Origin of the sequence: Dactylosporangium sp. CS-033363, assembly GCF_050942475.1 — a bacterium.
Taxonomy (GTDB): domain Bacteria; phylum Actinomycetota; class Actinomycetes; order Mycobacteriales; family Micromonosporaceae; genus Dactylosporangium.
The window spans coordinates 6,385,151-6,403,154 of the sequence record NZ_CP192032.1 but is presented as its reverse complement, the minus strand read 5'-3'; the positions used below and the strand labels follow the sequence as shown (position 1 = coordinate 6,403,154).

The following is an 18,004-nucleotide window of genomic DNA, read 5'->3' as shown; positions in this document are numbered from 1 at the left end:
AGAAGTGACTGCAGTGGTACCAAAGGTAGCCGTCGACTTCGATGGTGAATCGCTCGACCTCCGCACCATTCGCCGGGTCGCCGAGGACCGGCTGCCGTGCGCCGTCTCCCCGCAGGCCCTGGCCAAGGCGGCGGCCAGCCGCAAGGTGTTCGAGGACATCGCCCGGCAGAACACCCCGATCTACGGCGTCACGACCGGCTACGGCGAGATGATCTACATGCAGGTCGACGCGGCCCAGGAGACCGAGCTGCAGACGAACCTGGTCCGCAGCCACTGCGCCGGCGTCGGCCCGCACTTCAACGAGGTCGAGGCCCGGGCCATGCTGGCCGCCCGGCTCAACGCGCTGGCCAAGGGCTACTCGGCGGTGCGGCCCGAGCTGCTGGAGCGGATGGCGCTCTACCTGAACCTCGGCATCACCCCGATGATCCCCGAGATCGGCTCGCTCGGCGCGAGCGGCGACCTGGCCCCGCTGTCGCACATCGCGGTCACCCTCATCGGCGAGGGCTACGTGCTGCGCGACGGCAAGCCGGTGCCGACCGCCGAGGTGCTGGCCGAGCACGGCATCGAGCCGCTGCAGCTGAAGTTCAAGGAGGGCCTGGCCCTCATCAACGGTACGTCCGCGATGACCGGCCTCGGCTCGCTCGTCGTCGCCCGGGCGCTGGACCAGGTCCGCCAGGCCGAGATCATCACCGCCCTCGTGGTGGAGACGATGCGCGGCTCGACCAGCCCGTTCCTGCCCGAGGGGCACGACATCGCCCGGCCGCACCAGGGCCAGATCGACACCGCGGCGAACATGCGGACCCTCATGCGCGACACCGCCCTGGCGGTCGAGCACGCCGAGCTGCGCGAGCAGGCCAAGCAGCAGAAGTCCGACGCGGCCGGCGAGGGCAACGTGGCCCGCACCGAGGTGTACATGCAGAAGGCCTACACCCTCCGCGCGATCCCGCAGGTCGTCGGGGCGGTGCGGGACACGCTGTACCACGCCGAGCGGACCCTGCGCACGGAGCTCAACTCGTCCAACGACAACCCGCTGTTCTTCGAGGGCCAGGAGGTCTTCCACGGCGCGAACTTCCACGGCCAGCCGGTCGCGTTCGCCATGGACTTCGTGACCATCGCGCTCACCCAGCTCGGCGTGTTCTCCGAGCGGCGCACCAATCGGCTGCTCAACCGGCACCTCAGCGACGGGCTGCCGGAGTTCCTGGTCGCCGGCGAGCCCGGCCTGAACAGCGGGTTCGCGGGCGCGCAGTACCCGGCGACGGCCCTGGTCGCCGAGAACCGCACCATCAACCCGGCCAGCACCCAGAGCGTCCCGTCCAACGGCGACAACCAGGACGTGGTCAGCATGGGCCTGATCGCCACCCGCAACGCCCGCCGGGTGCTGCAGAACAACACCGTCATCCTCGCCGTCGAGCTGCTCGCCGCGGCGCAGGCGGTCGACCTGCACGGGTGCGCGGACCGGCTCAGCCCGTCGTCGCGGCAGGCGTACGAGTGGATCCGCGCGTTCATCCCGACCCTGGACCGGGACCGGTACATGGCCGACGACATCACCGCCGTGGCCAACGCGCTGGGCGAGGGCGGCCTGCTCGACGCGGTCACCGCGGACGGCACGCAGCTGCGATAGGTACCCGAAAAGGAGCCCCGGCACCCAGGACGGGTGCCGGGGCTCACGCATGCCTATCCGCCCAGTCCAGAGCGCGCGTTGCGCCGCAGGTCGTCGAAGTTCGACAGGTCCGGCACGCTCCAGCCGGACAGGTCGTACTCGGCCAGGCAGGTGTCCACAAAGGACTTGTAGTCCCGGATGTCCCCGTTGGCCAGCTGGCCGAAGAGCAGCTCCACCCGGGTGTTCTCGTGGTTGCCGGAGTAGTTGCGCTCGTACAGCTCGTGCCGGCTGCCGAACTCCGAGCCGATCGCGTCCCAGAGCAGCTTCATCACCTTCACCCGCTCCACGGACGAGGCGCCGTTCGAGCCGCGCAGGTACTTCTCCAGGTACGGCCGCACCTGCGGGTTGGCGAAGTCGTCGGTGCTCGAGTTGACGTAGATGAGCCCGCTGGCCACGTCCTGCTGCACGATCTCGCGAATTCGCGCATACCCGAGCTGCGAGAACCAGCGGTACGCCATCCCGTACGCCGGATTCGGCAGCACCGCGCCGTTCTTCCACGGCACCGGGTTGCGCGCGGCCGCGTCGGCCAGGCCCCAGAACAGGTTGCGCCAGGCCAGGATCTCGCCGAGGCGGGTCTGCACGCCGCGGAACCCGTCGGTGCCGTTGATCTCCAGCGCCTTGACGACCAGGCCGGCGATGAACTCGAACTTCACCGCGAGCCGGATGCAGCCGTGGAAGGTCGCGCGTTCGATCATCCCGGACTGGCCGCCGAACATCTGCACCTTGGCCACGTTGCCGTAGATGAACACGTTCTCCCACGGGATGAGCACCTTGTCGAGCACGAGGATGGTGTCGTTCTCGTCGAGCCGGCTGGACAGCGGGTAGTCGAACGGCGAGCCCATCACGGCGGCGGCCGCGGAGTACGAGGGGCGGCAGATGAGCTTCATCCCGGCGGCGTTCATCGGGATGGTGGCCACCAGGGCGAACCGCTGATCCTTCACCGGCAGGCCGAAGTGCGCGATGAAGTTGTAGTGGGTGAGCGCCGAGCCGGTCGCGACCACCTTCGCCCCGCTGACCACCAGGCCGGCGTCGGTCTCCCGCTCGACGTGCACGAACACGTCGGAGACCTCGTCGATCGGGCGGTTGCGGTCGACGGGCGGGTGCACGATCGCGTGGTTCCAGTACAGGACACGTTCCTGGGACTCGCGGTACCACCGGCGGGCGTTGTCCGCGTAGGGCTCGTAGAAGTCGGCGTTGGCGCCGAGCGTGCCCAGGAACGCCGCCTTGTAGTCGGGGCTGCGGCCCATGAAGCCGTAGTGCAGCCGCGACCACGCGGCGATCGCGCGCTGGTCGGCGACGAGGTCCTCGGCGCTGTGCGGGGTGGTGAAGAACCGGTGCGTGAACCCGTCGCCGCCGCCGTCCGTCGGCGCGGTGAGGACGTCCTGCTGTGCGGGATCGTGCAGCGCGTCGTACAGACGCGCGACCATGCGTGCCGGATTGCGGAACGCGACGTGCGTGGTGACGTCCTTGACCTGTTCGCCGTAGAGGTAGACCTCGCGCTCGTCGCGGAGGCTGTCGAGATATTCGGCGCCGGTGAGCGGCTTGGTGGTCATCGCCGGGTCCTCCCCATGCTCGTGCGCCCGCCGGCGACAGGGCCGGCGGGCGCGATCAAACGAAAACTCAAACCCAGGACAGCCCGTCGGGGGAGGCGCCCAGGCCGCCCGGCTCCAGCGGGCGGCCCTCGCCGGCCCCGGAGCCGATGACCGCGCGGGCCTGCAGCGCCGTGCCCTGCTCGAGGATCTGGCCGGGCACCGCGCCGAACGTCTGCTCCTCGTCGCCCAGCCCGGCCTCGACCAGCTTGCTCAGGTGCTGGGAGTGCGCCTCGAACGCCCCGCGCACCTTGGCCACCGCGCTCAGCTCGTTGGTCGCCACGCCGCCGACGAGCTCGACGAACGCCTCCAGGTCGGGCACCGAGGCGTTGGTGATCTTCCGGGCCTGCCAGAAGTACGAGTCCTCGGACTGGTGCATGTCGTAGAAGCCGACCAGGAACTCGTAGAACAGCCCGTACTCGCGGCGGTAGCGGCGCTCGAACTCGGCGAAGGACTCCTTCTCCTCCACGTCGCCGGCGAGGCACGAGTTGAGCGAACGCGCGGCGAGCAGCCCGCCGTACGTGGCCAGGTGGACACCGGAGGAGAACACCGGGTCGACGAAGCACGCGGCGTCGCCGACGAGCACCATGCCGGGCGCGGAGAACGCCGTGTTGCAGTACGACCAGTCCTTGCGCACCCGCAGCTGCCCGTAGACGCCCTCGGTGACCCGGGTGGCGTTCTCGAGCATGTCGGCGATGCGCGGGCAGGAGGCGATGAACCGGCGCATGGCCTCCTCGGGGTCGCCCTGCACGAGGTTGGCCGCGTCCTGGTGCACGACCGCGCCGACGCTGGTGAGCGTGTCGGACAGCGGGATGTACCAGAACCAGCCGTGCTCGAACGTGCAGCTGAAGATGTTGCCGGACAGCGGCGGGGCGAGCCGCTTGCCGCCCTCGAAGTACCCGAACAGCGCGAGGTTGCGGAAGAACGGCGAGTACTCGCGGCGGGCGCCGGACTTGTTCGACAGCCGGGTGGTGTTGCCGGAGGAGTCGACCACGTACCGGGCGCGGGCCTCGCGGGCCTGCCCGTCCTCGTCGGTGTAGCGGACGCCGACGACCCGGCCGTCCTCCTTGAGCACGTCGAGGACCGGGCTGTTCTCGTGCACCTCGACGCCGTTGCGCCGGGCGTTGTCCAGCAGGATCTTGTCGAACTTCATCCGCTCGACCTGGTAGGCGAACGACGTCGGGCCGGCCATCCGGCGCGAGGCGGCGAAGTCGAACGTCCACGGGGTGTCGCTGGCGCCCCATTTGAAGGTACCGCCGCGCTTGATCGTGAAGTTCGCCTGCTTGAGCTCCTCGTCGACGCCGAGCAGGTGCGCGACGCCGTGCACGGTCGCCGGCAGCAGCGACTCGCCGATCTGGTACCGCGGGAAGGTCTCCTTCTCCAGCAGCAGCACCCGGTGCCCGCGCTTGGCGACGAGGGTGGACACGGTGCTGCCGGCGGGCCCGCCGCCCACCACGATGACGTCGTACGGCGTTTCGGAGTTCACGTGAGGCACCTCGCTGTGTCGGTGGGTCCGTATCCGGAATCGTCGATCGACGGACCCGTCGAGGGCATCTCCGAGCATGCGAAGCCGCACCGCACGCCGGAAGATGCGCCGCTCAAGGGCCGGATGGCACGGTGGGCCGGACCGACCATCGCCCCTGAAGGAGGCGCACTGTGGTGTCCGCCGCTGTGCCGACGCAAGAAGCACCGACCGCGATCCCGTCCCGCGAGGAGCTGGTCCGCCGCGCCACCGGCCTGGCCGACACGCTGCGCGCCCACACCGACTGGTCCGAGGAAAACCGCCGGGTGCACGACGAGACGATCGCCGCCGCCGCCGAGGCCGGGCTGTTCCGGCTGCGCACGCCGAAGCGGTACGGCGGCTTCGAGGCCGACACCCGCACCATCTTCGACGTCGCCACCGAGCTCGGCCGGGCCGACGGGGCGGCCTCGTGGGTCACCTCGGTGTACTGGATCCCGACCTGGATGACCTGCCTGCTCCCGGACCCGGCGCAGGACGAGGTGTTCGCGACGCCGGACGTGCGCATCTGCGGCACGCTGAGCCCGAGCGCGATGGCCGAGCCGGCCGAGGGCGGCATCGTCGTCAACGGCAAGTGGAGCTTCGTCAGCGGCGCCCTGCACGCCCAGTGGCAGCAGATCGTGGCGGTCCTGGTGCACCCCGAGCACGGCCCGGTCCCGATCATCGGCGTGGTCCCGATCGACGACCTGAAGATCGTGGACGACTGGCACACGTCGGGCCTGCGCGGTACGGGCAGCGTCACCACGATCGCCGAGAACGTCTTCGTGCCGGGGCACCGCTTCGTGCTGCTGCCGGCGATCCTGCAGGGCCAGCACGCGGGCACGGCCAACGCCGAGAGCCCGATCTACCGCGCCCCGCTGCTGCCGGTCGCCTCGGCCTCCTCCGCCGGTACCGCGCTCGGCCTGGCCAAGGGCGCGCTCGACGCCTTCCTGGCGCGGCTGCCCGAGCGCAAGATCACCTATACGTCCTACGAGCGGCAGGCCGAGGCGCCGCTGACCCACCACCAGGTCGCGACGGCCACGATGAAGATCGACCAGGCCGAGTTCCACGGCCACCGGCTGACGTCCCTTGTGGACACCAAATGCGCCGGCGGTACGGCGTGGACGGTGCTCGAGCGCGCGCAGGCCCGGGCCGACCTCGGCGCGGTCTGCCGGCTGGCCAAGGAGGCGGTCGACATCCTGCAGACGGCCAGCGGCGGCTCCTCGATCTACCACGACGTGGCCATCCAGCGCATCCACCGCGACATCGCGGCGGTGAACCTGCACGCCCTCATGCACCCCGACACCAACGACGAGCTCTACGGGCGCGTGCTGTGCGGCCTCGAGCCCAACACGCTGTACATCTAAGGGGAGAAGCGCCATGACCGACATCCCGCAGGAAGATCTCGCCGCCGTCACCGCGCTGCCGCAGCGGCTCATCGAGGCCTGGTCCAAGGCCGACGCCGACGCCTTCGGCGACCTGTTCGTCGAGGACGGCACCATGATCATGCCCGGCCGGTACTTCCAGGGCCGCGCCGCCATCGTGGAGTTCATGGCCCAGGCGTTCGCCGGCCCCTACAAGGGCACCCAGGTCACCGGCACCCCGCTGGAGCTCAAGGTGCTCGACGCCAACGCGATCGTGCTGGTGTCGCTGGGTGGCGTCATCGCCGCCGGCGAGGACGAGCTCAGCGAGGCCGCGAAGATCCGGGCGTCCTGGGTCACCACGAAGCGCGACGGTCAGTGGCGCCTCGCGGTGTACCAGAACAGCCCCGTCCAGGCCGCCTGACCGACCGCGATGGAGGCCACCGTGAGCGCACGAGTCGGAGAGTGTGCCGTCGTCCTGGGCGGCGGCATGGCGGGCATGCTGGCGGCCCGGGTGCTCGCCGACGCCTACACCGAGGTTCTCGTCATCGAACGGGACAACCTGACCGGCTCCACCGGTCCGCGCAAGGGCGTGCCGCACGGCCGGCACGCCCACGCGCTGCTCGCCGCCGGGCACCAGATCATCGAGGAGCTCTTCCCGAACCTGATCGACGACCTGGTGGCCTCGGGGGTTCCGGCCGGCGACCTGGCGCAGAACCTGCGCTGGTACGTCAACGGCCGCCGCCTGCAGCCCGCCCCGGCCGGCCTGATCAGCCTCTCGGCCACCCGCCCGGTCCTCGAGGACGCGGTGCGGGCCCGGGTGAGCGCGCTGCCCAACGTGAACATCGCCGACGGCTGCGACATCACCCGCGTCACCACGACGAAGGACCGCTCCCGGGTCACCGGCGTGCGGTACGTCCGCCGCGAGGACGGCAACACCGACGAGGAGGAGGTGGCCGCCGACCTCGTCGTCGACGCCACCGGCCGCAGCTCGCGCACCACGGCGTGGCTGGCCGAGCTGGGCTACGCGCAGCCGCCGGAGACCCGGGTCAAGGTCGGCCTGGCCTACACGACCCGGCACTTCCGGCTGCGCACCGACCCGTACGGCACCGACCTGTCGATCAACCCGATCGCCACCCCGGACAACCCGCGCGGCGCGTTCTTCCCGAAGCTGCCCGGCGACATGAGCATGTGCTCGCTCACCGGCCTGCTCGGCGACCACCCGCCGGCCGACCTCGAGGGCTTCCTGGCCTTCGCGAAGTCGCTGCCCGTACCGGACATCTATGACGCGATCCAGGACGCGGAGCCGCTCGACGAGGGCGTCACGTTCCGCTTCCCGGCCAGCGTCCGCCGCCACTTCGAGCGCCTGACCGCGTTCCCGGACCGGCTCCTCGTCATCGGCGACGGCGTGTGCAGCTTCAACCCGGTCTACGGCCAGGGCATGACGGTCGCCGCCCAGGAGGCCATGGCCCTGCGCACGCAGCTGCGCTCGGGCCGGGCGCCGGACAGCCGGCGCTACTTCTCCGACATCGCGAAGATCATCGACGCCCCCTGGGAGATCTCGGCGGGCGCGGACCTGGCCTTCCCGCAGGTCGAGGGCAAGCGCACGCTGAAGGTCCGGATGGCCAACAAGTACATGTCCAAGCTGCACGCCGCGGCCACCCAGGACGGCACGCTGACGGCCGCCTTCATGCGCGCCGCCGGTTTGGTCGACCCCCCGACGGCGCTCATGCGCCCGAGCGTGATGCTGAAGGTCCTCCGGGCGCCTTCGACCTGACGCCGGAACACCGAACAGCGGGGCCGTCCACATCGGACGGCCCCGCTGCCGTTGACGGGCCGCTGGCTTTACTGCTTTACTACGTCCCTAGTAAAGCGGGAGGTCAGGTGTTCCATTTCCGGCTCGACACCAGCTCCGGCGTGCCGCCGTATCTGCAGCTCGTCCAGCAGGTCCAGCAGGCCGTCCTGCTGGGTTTCCTGCAACCCGGCGACCGCCTGCCCCTGATTCGGGAGGTGGTCGAGTCCCTCGCCATCAACCCGAACACCGTGGCGAAGGCGTACCGGCAGCTGGAGCAGGAGAGGCTCGTCACCGGCCGGCCGGGCCACGGCACGTTCGTCAACGAGACGCTGCCGGCCGCGGTGCTCCCGGCCACCTACACCTCGCTGCGGCACGGCCTGCAGACCTGGCTGCGCCGGGCCTACGCCGCCGGGCTCGACGATCGCGCCATCGCCGCCCTCTTCGCGAGCGTCCACCACCAGACGCATCCGGAGACGGGCACGGGCACAGCGGCGGAGACGGCATGACGAACCAGCCCGCGCTGCGCACCCGGGACGCCGGCAAGCGGTACCGCAAGGCCTGGGCCCTGCGCGACTGCACGCTGGAGCTGCCGCCCGGGAGCGTCACCGCGCTCGTCGGCCCGAACGGCGCCGGCAAGACCACCCTGCTGCGGCTGTCGGTCGGGCTGCTCGCGCCGACGGCGGGATCGGTCGAGGTGTTCGGCGAGTCGCCCGCCGCGAACAGCGTGCAGGCCCTGGCCCGGATCGGCTTCCTGGCCCAGGACCACCCGCTCTACCGGCAGTTCACCGTGGCGGACCTGCTGCGCTTCGGCCGCTCTTGCAACGTGCGCTTCGACCGCGACCTGGCGGTGCGGCGCCTGACCCAGCTGGGCATCGCGCTGGACGCCCGGGCCGGCGCGCTGTCCGGCGGGCAGCAGTCCCAGGTGGCGCTCGCGCTGGCGCTGGCCAAGCGGCCCCAGCTGCTGGTGCTCGACGAGCCGATGTCCAGCCTGGATCCCCTGGCGCGGCAGGAGTTCCAGCAGACCCTCATGAGCGCGGTCGCCGACGGCGATCTGAGCGTGTTGTTCTCCTCCCACGCCGTCCACGAGCTCGAGCGGGTCTGCGACCACCTCGTCGTGATCAACCACGGCCGGGTCGTGCTCAGCGGCGACATCGAGTCGCTGCTGGCCGAGCACCGCCTGCTCGTGGGTCCGCGGGTCGAGCCGGATCCCCGGTCCGTGGTCGAGGTCAAGCACAGCGACAGACACACCACCCTGCTGGTACGGCAGGCGGCGGCGCCGATCATGCCCGGCTGGCAGGCGAGCCCGGTCGGGCTGGAAGAGCTGGTCCTGGCCTACCTGCGCCGGCCCGCGGACACCGAGGACGAGGAGGAGGCGGCATGACGTGGATGGTGTGGCGCCAGCATCGCACGGAGGCCCTGGCCCTGACGCTCCTCGTCGGCGTCCTCGCCGCGGCGCTGCTCGTGCTCGGCCGGCCGATGCACGCCCTGTTCCCGCTGGGCCCGGCGCACTGCCTGGGAACGCCCGCTGGATCAGGGCTGCCGTGCCGCGCTGGTCCGGCTCCGGCAGGACTACGGCTACAGCACCACGATGCTGATCCTGCTCAACTTCGCGCCGTTCGCGATCGGCGGTTTCCTCGGCGCGCCGCTGCTCGCCCGCGAGCTGGAGGCGGGCACCTGGCAGCTGGCGTGGACGCAGGCGGTGCCCCGCCGGCGCTGGCTGGCCGTCAAGGTCGTGGCGCTCGGCACCGCCGGCGTCCTGCTCGCCGGCGGGCTGGCCGCGGTGATCGCTTGGTACCGGCGGCCGCTCGATCTGCTGGGCGGCGGGTTGGACATCACCGCGTTCGATCTGACCGGCACCGCGCCCATGGCGTACACGCTGTTCGCGTTCGCGCTGGGTGTCGCGGCCGGCGTGGTGCTGCGCCGCAGCCTGCCGGCGGCCGCCGGGGCGCTGGTGGTCTTCGTGGCGGTGCGCGTCACCGTCGCCGGCTGGATCCGCCCGCACTTCGTCGCGCCGGTCACCCGCGTCGAGGCGTACGTGCCGGGGTCCGGCGACATCCCCGAGGGCACGTCGAACGTGCGGGACATGGTCCTGGACCAGGGATTCGTCGACGCCGGCGGCCGGCGCATCACCGGACTCGGCGCCGTCATCCTCGAGGGCCGGGCGCGTGAGGGGGGCGGCGACCCCACCGTCTACCTCCACGACCACGGCATCCGGCACTGGGTCGTCTACCAGCCCATGGAGCGGTACTGGACCTTCCAGCTCATCGAGAGCGCCACCTTCGCCGGACTGGCGGTGCTCCTGCTGGCGCTGGTCTTCCTGCGCCTGCGCCGTCCCGCGTTCTGAACCAGCAGGACGCGGGACGGCGCAGGTGTGGCGTCAGGAGCGCGAGGCGGCTGGGGAGAACTGACCCGGGCGGCGGCCCTCGCCGGCCGGGCCGCGGTACGCCTGCGCGATGTCCAGCCAGCCCTCGGCCACAGCCCCGGTCGCTTCGAGGGCGAGGTCGTCGCGGTGCCGGCGGCGGGTGACGAGCAGGCAGAAGTCCACCGCCGGCCCGCTGATCCGCTCGGTGGCGTCCGCCGCGCCCAGCTGCCACGGGGCGCCGGACGGGGCGATCAGGTCGAAGCCGAGCGAAACCTCCGGCGTCGCAAGACCGCGCGAGATGTACCCGAAGTCCCACACCCGCACCGCGAACTCGCACAGGTACCGCAGCCGGTCGCTGTGGGAACGGGTCACGCCGAGCCCGTCGGCGATGTCCTGGCCGTGGCCGAAGAGCTCCATCATGCCCGCCATGGCGAGGACCGGCGCCGGGATCGGGCGGACCAGCCACGGCACGACCTGCCCCTCGGGGACGGCGGTCAGGGCCGTCTCGGCCGCGATCCGCTCCTCGCGGAAGCGGCGCAGCAGCATGGCGGGCTCCTCGGCGAGGTACGGCGCCATGGCCCGCTCGACGTTGCCGCTGAAGTCCTCGTTGAGGTGCGCGAGGAGCTGGCGGAACGCGTCGGGCTGGCCGGCCGCCATCGCGGCCATGCGGAACGTGGCGGCGAGGTGGGCGACCTGGTGGGCGACGGTCCAGCGCGGGGCCGGGGTGGGCCGGGTCCACTGGTCGGCGGGCAGGTCGGCGACCAGCCGGTCGACGTCGGCCCCGTCGGCCGCCAGCGCGGCGATGACGTTCTGTCCGGTCATGCGAGGTGCCTTTCGGTGAGAGGGGTGAGCAGGGCGGCGGTGCGCCGGCGGGCCGCGGCGAAACTCGCCCAGGCGGTCACCGCGATGAGTGCGTCGTCGGTGGGGAGGGCCGCGCGGGCACTCGCCACGATGCCGTCGGTCATCCGGTACGCCGCGATCGCCGTCAGCAGCGCCAGATCCGCGACCGGCCGCTCCCCGGAAGGCAGCCCGGCGGTCGCCTCGTCGAGCCACGGCCGGCTCCCGACGGCGATGTCGGCCTCGGCGTCGAGCCGCGACTGGACCAGCCGCAGGAGCGCGTCGGACAACAACGGCCCCGCCCGCAGCGCGAAGACCGAGACGGCGTGGGTCACCGCCTCGGCCACGTGCGGCGCCGGCGCGGCCCAGGCGAGGTCCGACGGCAGTGCGGTGCCGCTCAGCAGCGGCTCGTGGTCCGGGCCGGCCGGCACGACCGCGCGGGCCATCGAACCCATCAGGCGGGCCGCGACCTTCGTGACGAAGGCCGGGGCCCGCTCGGGGATCGGCGACGGCGGCAGGAAGACGCTCACCATCCGGTTGAGGTAGTGGAACGTCAGCGCCACGCCGGCCAGTTCGGCCCGCGCGGCCGGCGACAGGTCGCGGATCAGCCGCAGCTGCGCCGGGTCCGCCCGGCCGCCCGCCCACGCGGCGGCGGCCGGGATCAGCGGGTCGGCGGCCGGGCGCAGGCCTTCGAGGGTGGCGCTGTGCACGGTCACGCAGTACGGGCACTGGTTGGCCCGCGACACGCCCGCGGCCACGGCCTCCTTCACCGCCCGCGCGGCGGCCCCGGTGGCGAGCAGCGACTCGCGGAGCAGGCACCAGGCCGCGCCGAGGACGGCCGGGTCGGCGGCGTGCAGGGCGATCGGCGGGGCGAGCATGCCGAAGTCGCGTTCCACCTGTGCGTACACCGCGGCGACCGGAGCCGGAGCGCCGGTCGCCGCGACGGCACGGACATGGCGGATCTGCTGCAGCGGCACGCGGCGCGCGACGGGGCGGATCAGCCGGTTCATGGGCTCAGACCACGGTCGTGGTCAGACCGGCGCGGGCGATCGCGTCGCGGGCCGCGGTCTCGCCGGCCGGGCCGGGCGCGCCGCCGCGCACGGCGATCCCGCGCTCCTGGGCGGCCCGGATGATGCCGGGGATGGCCCGCTCGGCCAGCGCGGCGATGGTCAGCGCCGGGTTCACCGTCAGCGCGGTCGGCACCGCCGAGCCGTCGGTGACGAAGATGCCCGGGTGGTTGCGCAGCTGGTGGCCGTCGTCGAGGGCCGAGGTGGCCGGGTCGTCGCCGATGCGGCACGAGGAGAGCGGGTGCACCGTGTAGGCGCCGACGACCTCGTTCGTCCACGGCATGACCCGCGACAGGCCGTCCCGCTCCAGGATGTCCTTGATCTCGGCGTCGGCCAGCTCCCAGCCGCGCTGCGTGTTCTTCGTCGGCTTGTACTGCAGCGTGCCGTACCCGAGCATCTGCTGCGAGAAGCGATGCGCGTTGCCGGTCTCGGGCGGCGGGCCGAAGACGCCCTCGTTGTCGTCCTCCGACATCGTGAAGATGGTCAGCCACGACTGCCAGCGCCGCAGCAGCTCCTTCTTCTCCTTGCCGAACCAGCTCGGCCCCGAGGCGTCGGGGATCTGGGCCAGGATCGTGCCGAGGCCCGGCGGGAAGTACAGCTGCTCCAGCGAGAACCGCTCGTACTCCGGCAGCGACCCGTCGAGCTTGTCCCAGCTCGCGACCGTCGGGCCGCGGCCGATCTGGTTGGCCGCGTAGGCCTTGCCGTCCGCGCGGGACAGGCCGAGCACCTCGCGCACCTTGTCCTCGTCGAACACGGCGGTGTTGAGCCGCTCGCCGTTGCCGGAGAAGTACCGGCCGACGCCGTGCGGCATCGGGCCCAGGTGCGGCTCGGAGCGCTGCAGGATGACCGGGGTGGCCCCGGCGCCCGCCGCCACGATGACGATCTTCGCGTCGATGGCGCCGGCGTCGTGCAGGATGCGGTAGTCCTCGCCGTCGACGACGCGGTAGTGCACGCGGTACCCGCCGTCGCCGGTGCGCTCCAGGTGCTGGACCTCGTGCAGCGGGCGGATCTCGGCGCCGTGGGCCAGCGCCGCGGGCAGGTAGTTGAGCAGCAGCGAGCGCTTGGCGTCGAACTTGCAGCCCGACATCATCCAGTTGCAGTTGGTGCACAGGTCGACGTCGACGGCCGAGGGCACCGGGTTGGCGGTCCGCCCGGCGTGGGCGCAGGCGGCGCCGAACAGGCCGCCGGCGAACGGCACCCGCTCCCACGCCTGCTTGGTGATCGGCAGGGCCTCCTCGACCCGGTCGTACCACGGGTCGAGGGTGGCGCGGGAGACGGCCGAGGGCCAGACCCGGCGGCCGATGTCGCCCTGGCGCTCGAAGACGAAGCTCGGCGTGCGGGGCATGGTCGCGAAGTACACGACGCTGCCGCCGCCGACGCAGTTGCCGCCCAGCACGCTGATGCCGTCGCCGATGACGAAGTCGAAGATGCGGGTGCCGGACTTGCCCAGCTCGAAGTCGTGGTCGTAGTCGTCGGCGGCCAGCCACGGCCCGCGCTCCAGCACCACGACCCGGGCACCGCCGGCGGCCAGGTGGTACGCCGCGATGGCGCCGCCGAAGCCGCTGCCGATGACCAGGACGTCGGTGGACTCGATGCTGCTCATGCCGGGCTCCCGGAGGCGGTGGTGTGCGGATGCATGGGTGCGAGCGGGCGGCCGTACGAGGCGGGCTCGAAGCGCCACAGCTTGTCCGGCCCGGGCGGCGCGTAGCCGATGGTCAGCAGGCCCGGGTGGCCGGCCGCGAGCGCGTCGGCGGTGCTGATGTGCGCCGCGCTGTCGAAGGCCATGTTGCTGAACAGGGCCAGGCCGACCCACATGCCCTTCTCGGGGTTCTCCGGCCCGACGAGGTGCTGCACCAGCGCGGTGCGGTGCTCGAACGGCAGGGCGACGAACGGCGGCAGCGCCTCGTCCAGCGCCAGGTCCTGGGCCTGGGCGTAGCCCGCGGCCTGGGCGTTGAGCCCCATCGACAGCGGCTCCAGCACGTCGGCGAGGCCGCCGGCCGGGTGGGCCAGCAGCTCGATCGCCCCGGACGTGACCGCGCCGCCGCCGGTGGACACGCCCGCGATGGCGTGGTCGTCCGGGTGGCGCTTCTCGCCGGGCACGATGGTGTCGGCGAACGCCTCGAGCGTCATCAACGCCACGGGATCGGTTACCGGGGGTCCTGGTTGCGGTTGCACCACAGGTTCCTCCTGTCGCGAATCGGGGGTCGCGCCGGCATGGCGCGGGAGGAGGGCTGGCCGGCCGCCGGTTCATCGTTCCCGCGGGCCGGAACCGGCCGCATCTCCGTGCGTGCGCGGGAATTCATGTCGATCACTGCGTGGGAAGTGGTGCGCGACAAGCGCCATTCCGCTCGCCGGGGCGGCAAGAGAGCAATCTGGAAGAACTCCGGGCCCGTCCGGACCGGCAGGATCGGCGGCGGAATGCGCACTCGCATCGTGACGCTGCGTCGACAATCCGGGAGTGGCCCATGGCTGCCAACGATTCGTTCCTGCCCGCCGCCGCCGGCTTCGCGGCCCCGGGCGGCCTGACCGGCTGGCTCAGCGGCAGCCGGCACCGCACCGCGGTGAACCTGTTCATGGTCGTCGTGCTGGCCCACTGGGCCGAGCACGTGGCGCAGGCGTTCGAGATCTACGTGCTGGGCTGGAAGCTGCCCGACGCCCGCGGCGTGCTCGGCCTGCCGTTCCCGTGGCTCATCAAGTCGGAGTGGATGCACTACGGCTACGCGCTGATCATGATCGTCGGGCTGTGGTTCCTGCGCGGCGGGTTCCACGGCCGGGCCAAGACCTGGTGGATGGTCGCGTTCGGGATCCAGTTCTGGCACCACATCGAGCACCTGCTGCTGTTGCTGCAGGCGCAGACCGGGCACTTCCTGTTCGGCAAGGCGGTCCCGACCAGCGTGCTGCAGCTGTTCTTCCCGCGGGTCGAGCTGCACCTGTTCTACAACACCATCGTCACCATCCCGATGGTCATCGCCATGTACTACCACCTGCGGCCGAACAAGGCCGAGCAGCAGGAGGCCACGTGCACGTGCGCGCCGGAGTCGCGGCCGCTGGCCTCCGCGGGCGTATGAGGCGTCGGCTGCTGCAGGCCGGGGCGCTGCTGGTCATCGCCGGGGTCGCGGTGCTGATGGTGCTGGGTGCGGTCCGCCCCACCCAGCTGCGCACCGTCAGCCCCGGCGACGGGGCCACGCTCACGGCCGCCCCGGACGAGGTGGCGCTCACCTTCGACGGCACCCCGGCCCTGGCCGAGTTCCACCTCTCCGTCACCGGCCCCGACGGGCGCCTGGTCAGCCAGGGCGACCCGCGGCTGACCGACCGGCGGCTGGCCGTGCCGGCGCGGATCGCGGGCGACGGGACGTACCAGATCGCCTATCACGTGCTCTTCACCGACGGCCGCGAGGTCACCGGGAGCGCCGGCTACACCGTCGCCGCGGCCGGTCCGGCCGCACCGGGCAATCCCGCGATCGCGGTCGCGGCCACCCAGTCCGACCACGACCACACCGGCGGCGGCGACCCGTTCAACGCCTTCCTGGCCGTGCTCGGCGTCGTGCTCGCGCTGACCATCGTCGCCCTGCTCCTGTGGCGGCCGCGGCCCGAGCGCCGCCAGGCCCTGCGCGACGCGCTTGTCGGAGGACGCCCGCCAACCTGACTTCGAGGAGGCCCACGTGGCCACTGTGTTCGGATCCGTACGGCGGCACATCTTCACGCCGTCCCTGCACGACGTCACCTTCGCCGCCCGCGGGTTCCCGGTCACGCCGAGCGCGGCCACGCGCCGGCTCGAGGCCATCCCGCAGTCCGTCATCTGCGGCTTCGAGTGGGGCATCGAGACCAAGACCAACGACGAGCTCGAGCGGCGCCTGGAGTTCATCGACGCCCCGCTGCGCGGCTTCGCCTACGAGGGCGCGGCGATGGCCCTCACCGTGCTGGACGCGATGCGGCCCGGCAACCGCAGCCGGGCCCGCGAACTGCTCACCGGGGCCGGCCGCCCGCACACGCTGCTGACCTACATCGGCATCGGGTTCGCGATGTCGCACCTGCCGCGGCCGTTGTGGCGCAACGTCATTCCAGACCTCTCCGGTACCCCGTACTACCCGACCATGAGCTGGCTCGCCGTCGACGGCTACGGCTTCGACCTCGCGTACTTCCACACCGACAAGTGGGTCTGGCAGCAGCGCCGGCCCGCCCCGTACGCGTGGGAGGGCGACCCCGAGTACTTCCTGCGCGCCTGCGACCAGGGCGTCGGCCGCGCGCTGTGGTTCATCCACGGCGGGCAGCCCGCCGACGTGGCGGCGACGGTGGCGAAGTTCGCCGAGCACCGCCGGGCCGACCTGTGGAGCGGTGTGGGCCTGGCCGCCACGTTCGCGGGCGGCACCGATCCCGAGGGGTACGCCACGCTGCGCACCCTCGCCGCCGGGCACGTCCCGGAACTGGCGCAGGGCGCGGTGTTCGCGGCCAAGGCGCGCGACCTCGCCGGCTGCGTGCCCGAGCACACCAACGAGGCGGTGGGCGTGCTCACCGGCCTCAGCGTGCCCGTCGCCTCGAAGCTGGCCGACGACGTCGCGGCCGGCGGCCTGCGCGGCGAGGGGGTGCCGGCCTACGAGGTGTGGCGCCGGCTGCTGCACGCCCACTTCGCGGAAACGGAAACCGTCGCTTACTGATCTCGATCGATTGCAAACGCCGCAGGCTCAAGCCTGCGGCGTTTCCTTTTGCGCAGGTCGCCGGTCCGCACAAGCGAAGAAGACATCGGTGTACGCGCATGCGAGCGTAGGAAACCAGATCGAGTATGAGGGGCCTCGAATGACTGTATTCGGAAAGCTTCGTCGTGCGTTGCTCACCCCGAACGTCAAAGAGACGACGATGGCCGTGCGGGGATTCCACGTCAAGAACGACACCGGCCGGGACCTGCTGGAGACGGTGGGCAAGTCCTTCCTGGACGGCTTCGCGGAGGCCGCCGAGGCCCGCACCGCGCAGGACGTCGTGGCGCCGCTGGCCGACGTGCCGGTCCGGTTCCGCGGCTTCGCCTACGAGGGCGCGGGCATGGCCTTCGCCATCCGCGACGCCACGGGCCTGGGCCGCGGGCTGACCCGCGCGTTCCTGGAGGGGCCGGGCCGCCCGCACATCTACATGGCCTACGTCGGCGTCGGCTGGGCGATGGCCCGGCTGCCCCGCCCGCTCTGGCGCGGCCTGTACGCCCCGGACCCGCTGCTGCGCTGGCTGGTGCTGGACGGCTACGGCTTCCACCAGGCGTACTTCAAGACCAGCCAGTACGTGTTCGAGCAGTACCGGCACACGAACTTCTCCTGGCCCGCCGGCGGCCCCGGCTGGTACGCCGACCGCGTCATCGACCAGGGCGTCGGCCGCGCGATGTGGTTCGTCGGCGGCGCCGACCCGCAGCTGGTGGCCCGGATGATCGACCGGTTCGCCGAGGACCGCCGGTCCGACCTGTACGCCGGGGCCGCGCTCGCCGCCACCTACGCCGGAGCGGCGCAGGAGGACGAGCTGCGCGACTTCCGCGAGCGCGCCGGGCAGTACCGCCCGGAGCTCGCCCAGGGCTGCGCGTTCGCGGCCGCCGCGCGGGTCAAGGCCGACCTGCTCGTGCCCCACAACAGCCTCGCCACGCAGGTGTTCTGCGGCGCCACGCCGCAGGAGGCCAGCGACATCACCGACGTCACGCTGGAGCAGCCCGGGACCGCTCCCGCCGGCACCACCGTGCGGCCCGGCACACCCGAGTACGAGCTGTGGCGGCAGCGCATCGCCGGCCAGTTCGTCGCGCTGGGGCGGTGCTAGGCGTGCCCCTCGCCCCCGATTCGCTCAGAGCCGCCGCATGTGCAGCAGGAA

The 18,004-nt window shown here is 72.1% G+C and carries 17 protein-coding genes; 11 read left to right on the top strand and 6 right to left on the bottom strand.

The annotated features are described in order from the left end of the window. The first annotated feature begins 4 nt into the window (after nucleotides 1-4). Nucleotides 5-1,621: a tyrosine 2,3-aminomutase gene (gene cmdF, locus ACQPZ4_RS29645; RefSeq protein WP_433042373.1), complete on the top strand. Its 1,617-nt coding sequence runs from the start codon at nucleotides 5-7 to the stop codon at nucleotides 1,619-1,621. A 53-nt stretch (nucleotides 1,622-1,674) separates the two neighbouring features. Here the strand turns inward: cmdF and ACQPZ4_RS29640 are convergent, their stop codons facing one another. Both ACQPZ4_RS29640 and ACQPZ4_RS29635 read right to left on the bottom strand, forming a co-directional pair. Continuing rightward, on the bottom strand, nucleotides 1,675-3,213 hold the full coding sequence (locus tag ACQPZ4_RS29640; protein ID WP_433042370.1) for a 4-hydroxyphenylacetate 3-hydroxylase family protein: 1,539 nt from the start codon (nucleotides 3,211-3,213) through the stop codon (nucleotides 1,675-1,677). Between the two features lie 67 nt (nucleotides 3,214-3,280). Next, nucleotides 3,281-4,735 (bottom strand): FAD-dependent oxidoreductase, encoded by a 1,455-nt coding sequence (locus ACQPZ4_RS29635; RefSeq protein ID WP_433042367.1) that lies wholly within the window; start codon nucleotides 4,733-4,735, stop codon nucleotides 3,281-3,283. 170 nt (nucleotides 4,736-4,905) lie between these two features. On the opposite strand from ACQPZ4_RS29635, the gene ACQPZ4_RS29630 reads away from it, so the two are divergent. The 6 genes from ACQPZ4_RS29630 (at nucleotide 4,906) to ACQPZ4_RS29605 (ending at nucleotide 10,247) form a co-directional block, all read left to right on the top strand. After that, nucleotides 4,906-6,114: an acyl-CoA dehydrogenase family protein gene (locus tag ACQPZ4_RS29630; RefSeq protein ID WP_433042364.1), complete on the top strand. Its 1,209-nt coding sequence runs from the start codon at nucleotides 4,906-4,908 to the stop codon at nucleotides 6,112-6,114. 13 nt (nucleotides 6,115-6,127) lie between these two features. Beyond that, the gene (locus tag ACQPZ4_RS29625) at nucleotides 6,128-6,532 is read left to right on the top strand and encodes an SgcJ/EcaC family oxidoreductase (RefSeq protein WP_433042361.1); all 405 of its coding nucleotides are present in this window, start codon (nucleotides 6,128-6,130) and stop codon (nucleotides 6,530-6,532) included. Between the two features lie 66 nt (nucleotides 6,533-6,598). Further along, entirely contained in the window at nucleotides 6,599-7,885 is a 1,287-nt protein-coding gene (locus tag ACQPZ4_RS29620; RefSeq protein ID WP_433066712.1) for an NAD(P)/FAD-dependent oxidoreductase, read from the top strand. 107 nt (nucleotides 7,886-7,992) lie between these two features. Next, nucleotides 7,993-8,409, top strand: a complete 417-nt coding sequence (locus ACQPZ4_RS29615; protein WP_433042358.1) for a GntR family transcriptional regulator — start codon at nucleotides 7,993-7,995, stop codon at nucleotides 8,407-8,409. Beyond that, nucleotides 8,406-9,284, top strand: a complete 879-nt coding sequence (locus ACQPZ4_RS29610; RefSeq protein ID WP_433042355.1) for an ABC transporter ATP-binding protein — start codon at nucleotides 8,406-8,408, stop codon at nucleotides 9,282-9,284. Before ACQPZ4_RS29615 ends, ACQPZ4_RS29610 begins: the two co-directional genes overlap by 4 nt. Nucleotides 9,285-9,491: 207 nt before the next feature. Then, on the top strand, nucleotides 9,492-10,247 hold the full coding sequence (locus ACQPZ4_RS29605) for an ABC transporter permease subunit (protein ID WP_433042353.1): 756 nt from the start codon (nucleotides 9,492-9,494) through the stop codon (nucleotides 10,245-10,247). 33 nt (nucleotides 10,248-10,280) lie between these two features. On the opposite strand, the gene ACQPZ4_RS29600 is transcribed toward ACQPZ4_RS29605, so the two are convergent. From ACQPZ4_RS29600 to ACQPZ4_RS29585, 4 genes are read right to left on the bottom strand one after another with little or no spacing between them, the layout of a single operon-like run. After that, nucleotides 10,281-11,087, bottom strand: coding sequence for a TIGR03084 family metal-binding protein (locus ACQPZ4_RS29600; protein ID WP_433042350.1), 807 nt, complete (start codon nucleotides 11,085-11,087; stop codon nucleotides 10,281-10,283). Further along, nucleotides 11,084-12,112 (bottom strand): carboxymuconolactone decarboxylase family protein, encoded by a 1,029-nt coding sequence (locus tag ACQPZ4_RS29595; protein ID WP_433042347.1) that lies wholly within the window; start codon nucleotides 12,110-12,112, stop codon nucleotides 11,084-11,086. The genes ACQPZ4_RS29600 and ACQPZ4_RS29595 overlap by 4 nt, the downstream gene beginning before the upstream one ends. Before the next feature lie 4 nt (nucleotides 12,113-12,116). Beyond that, complete coding sequence (locus ACQPZ4_RS29590; protein ID WP_433042344.1) at nucleotides 12,117-13,772, bottom strand: FAD-dependent oxidoreductase; 1,656 nt, start codon at nucleotides 13,770-13,772, stop codon at nucleotides 12,117-12,119. Then, nucleotides 13,769-14,299 carry a DUF5987 family protein gene (locus ACQPZ4_RS29585; protein ID WP_433042341.1) on the bottom strand — a complete coding sequence of 177 codons (531 nt, stop codon included), beginning with the start codon at nucleotides 14,297-14,299 and terminating at the stop codon, nucleotides 13,769-13,771. The genes ACQPZ4_RS29590 and ACQPZ4_RS29585 overlap by 4 nt, the downstream gene beginning before the upstream one ends. Before the next feature lie 335 nt (nucleotides 14,300-14,634). Here ACQPZ4_RS29585 and ACQPZ4_RS29580 point away from each other — a divergent pair, with 335 nt between their 5' ends. The 4 genes from ACQPZ4_RS29580 (at nucleotide 14,635) to ACQPZ4_RS29565 (ending at nucleotide 17,953) form a co-directional block, all read left to right on the top strand. Then, nucleotides 14,635-15,237: a hypothetical protein gene (locus ACQPZ4_RS29580; RefSeq protein WP_433042338.1), complete on the top strand. Its 603-nt coding sequence runs from the start codon at nucleotides 14,635-14,637 to the stop codon at nucleotides 15,235-15,237. Next, on the top strand, nucleotides 15,234-15,815 hold the full coding sequence (locus tag ACQPZ4_RS29575; protein WP_433042335.1) for a copper resistance CopC family protein: 582 nt from the start codon (nucleotides 15,234-15,236) through the stop codon (nucleotides 15,813-15,815). The genes ACQPZ4_RS29580 and ACQPZ4_RS29575 overlap by 4 nt, the downstream gene beginning before the upstream one ends. Before the next feature lie 16 nt (nucleotides 15,816-15,831). Next, the gene (locus tag ACQPZ4_RS29570; protein ID WP_433042332.1) at nucleotides 15,832-16,824 is read left to right on the top strand and encodes a DUF1702 family protein; all 993 of its coding nucleotides are present in this window, start codon (nucleotides 15,832-15,834) and stop codon (nucleotides 16,822-16,824) included. A 139-nt stretch (nucleotides 16,825-16,963) separates the two neighbouring features. After that, nucleotides 16,964-17,953 carry a DUF1702 family protein gene (locus tag ACQPZ4_RS29565; protein ID WP_433042329.1) on the top strand — a complete coding sequence of 330 codons (990 nt, stop codon included), beginning with the start codon at nucleotides 16,964-16,966 and terminating at the stop codon, nucleotides 17,951-17,953. The last annotated feature ends 51 nt before the right edge of the window (nucleotides 17,954-18,004 follow it).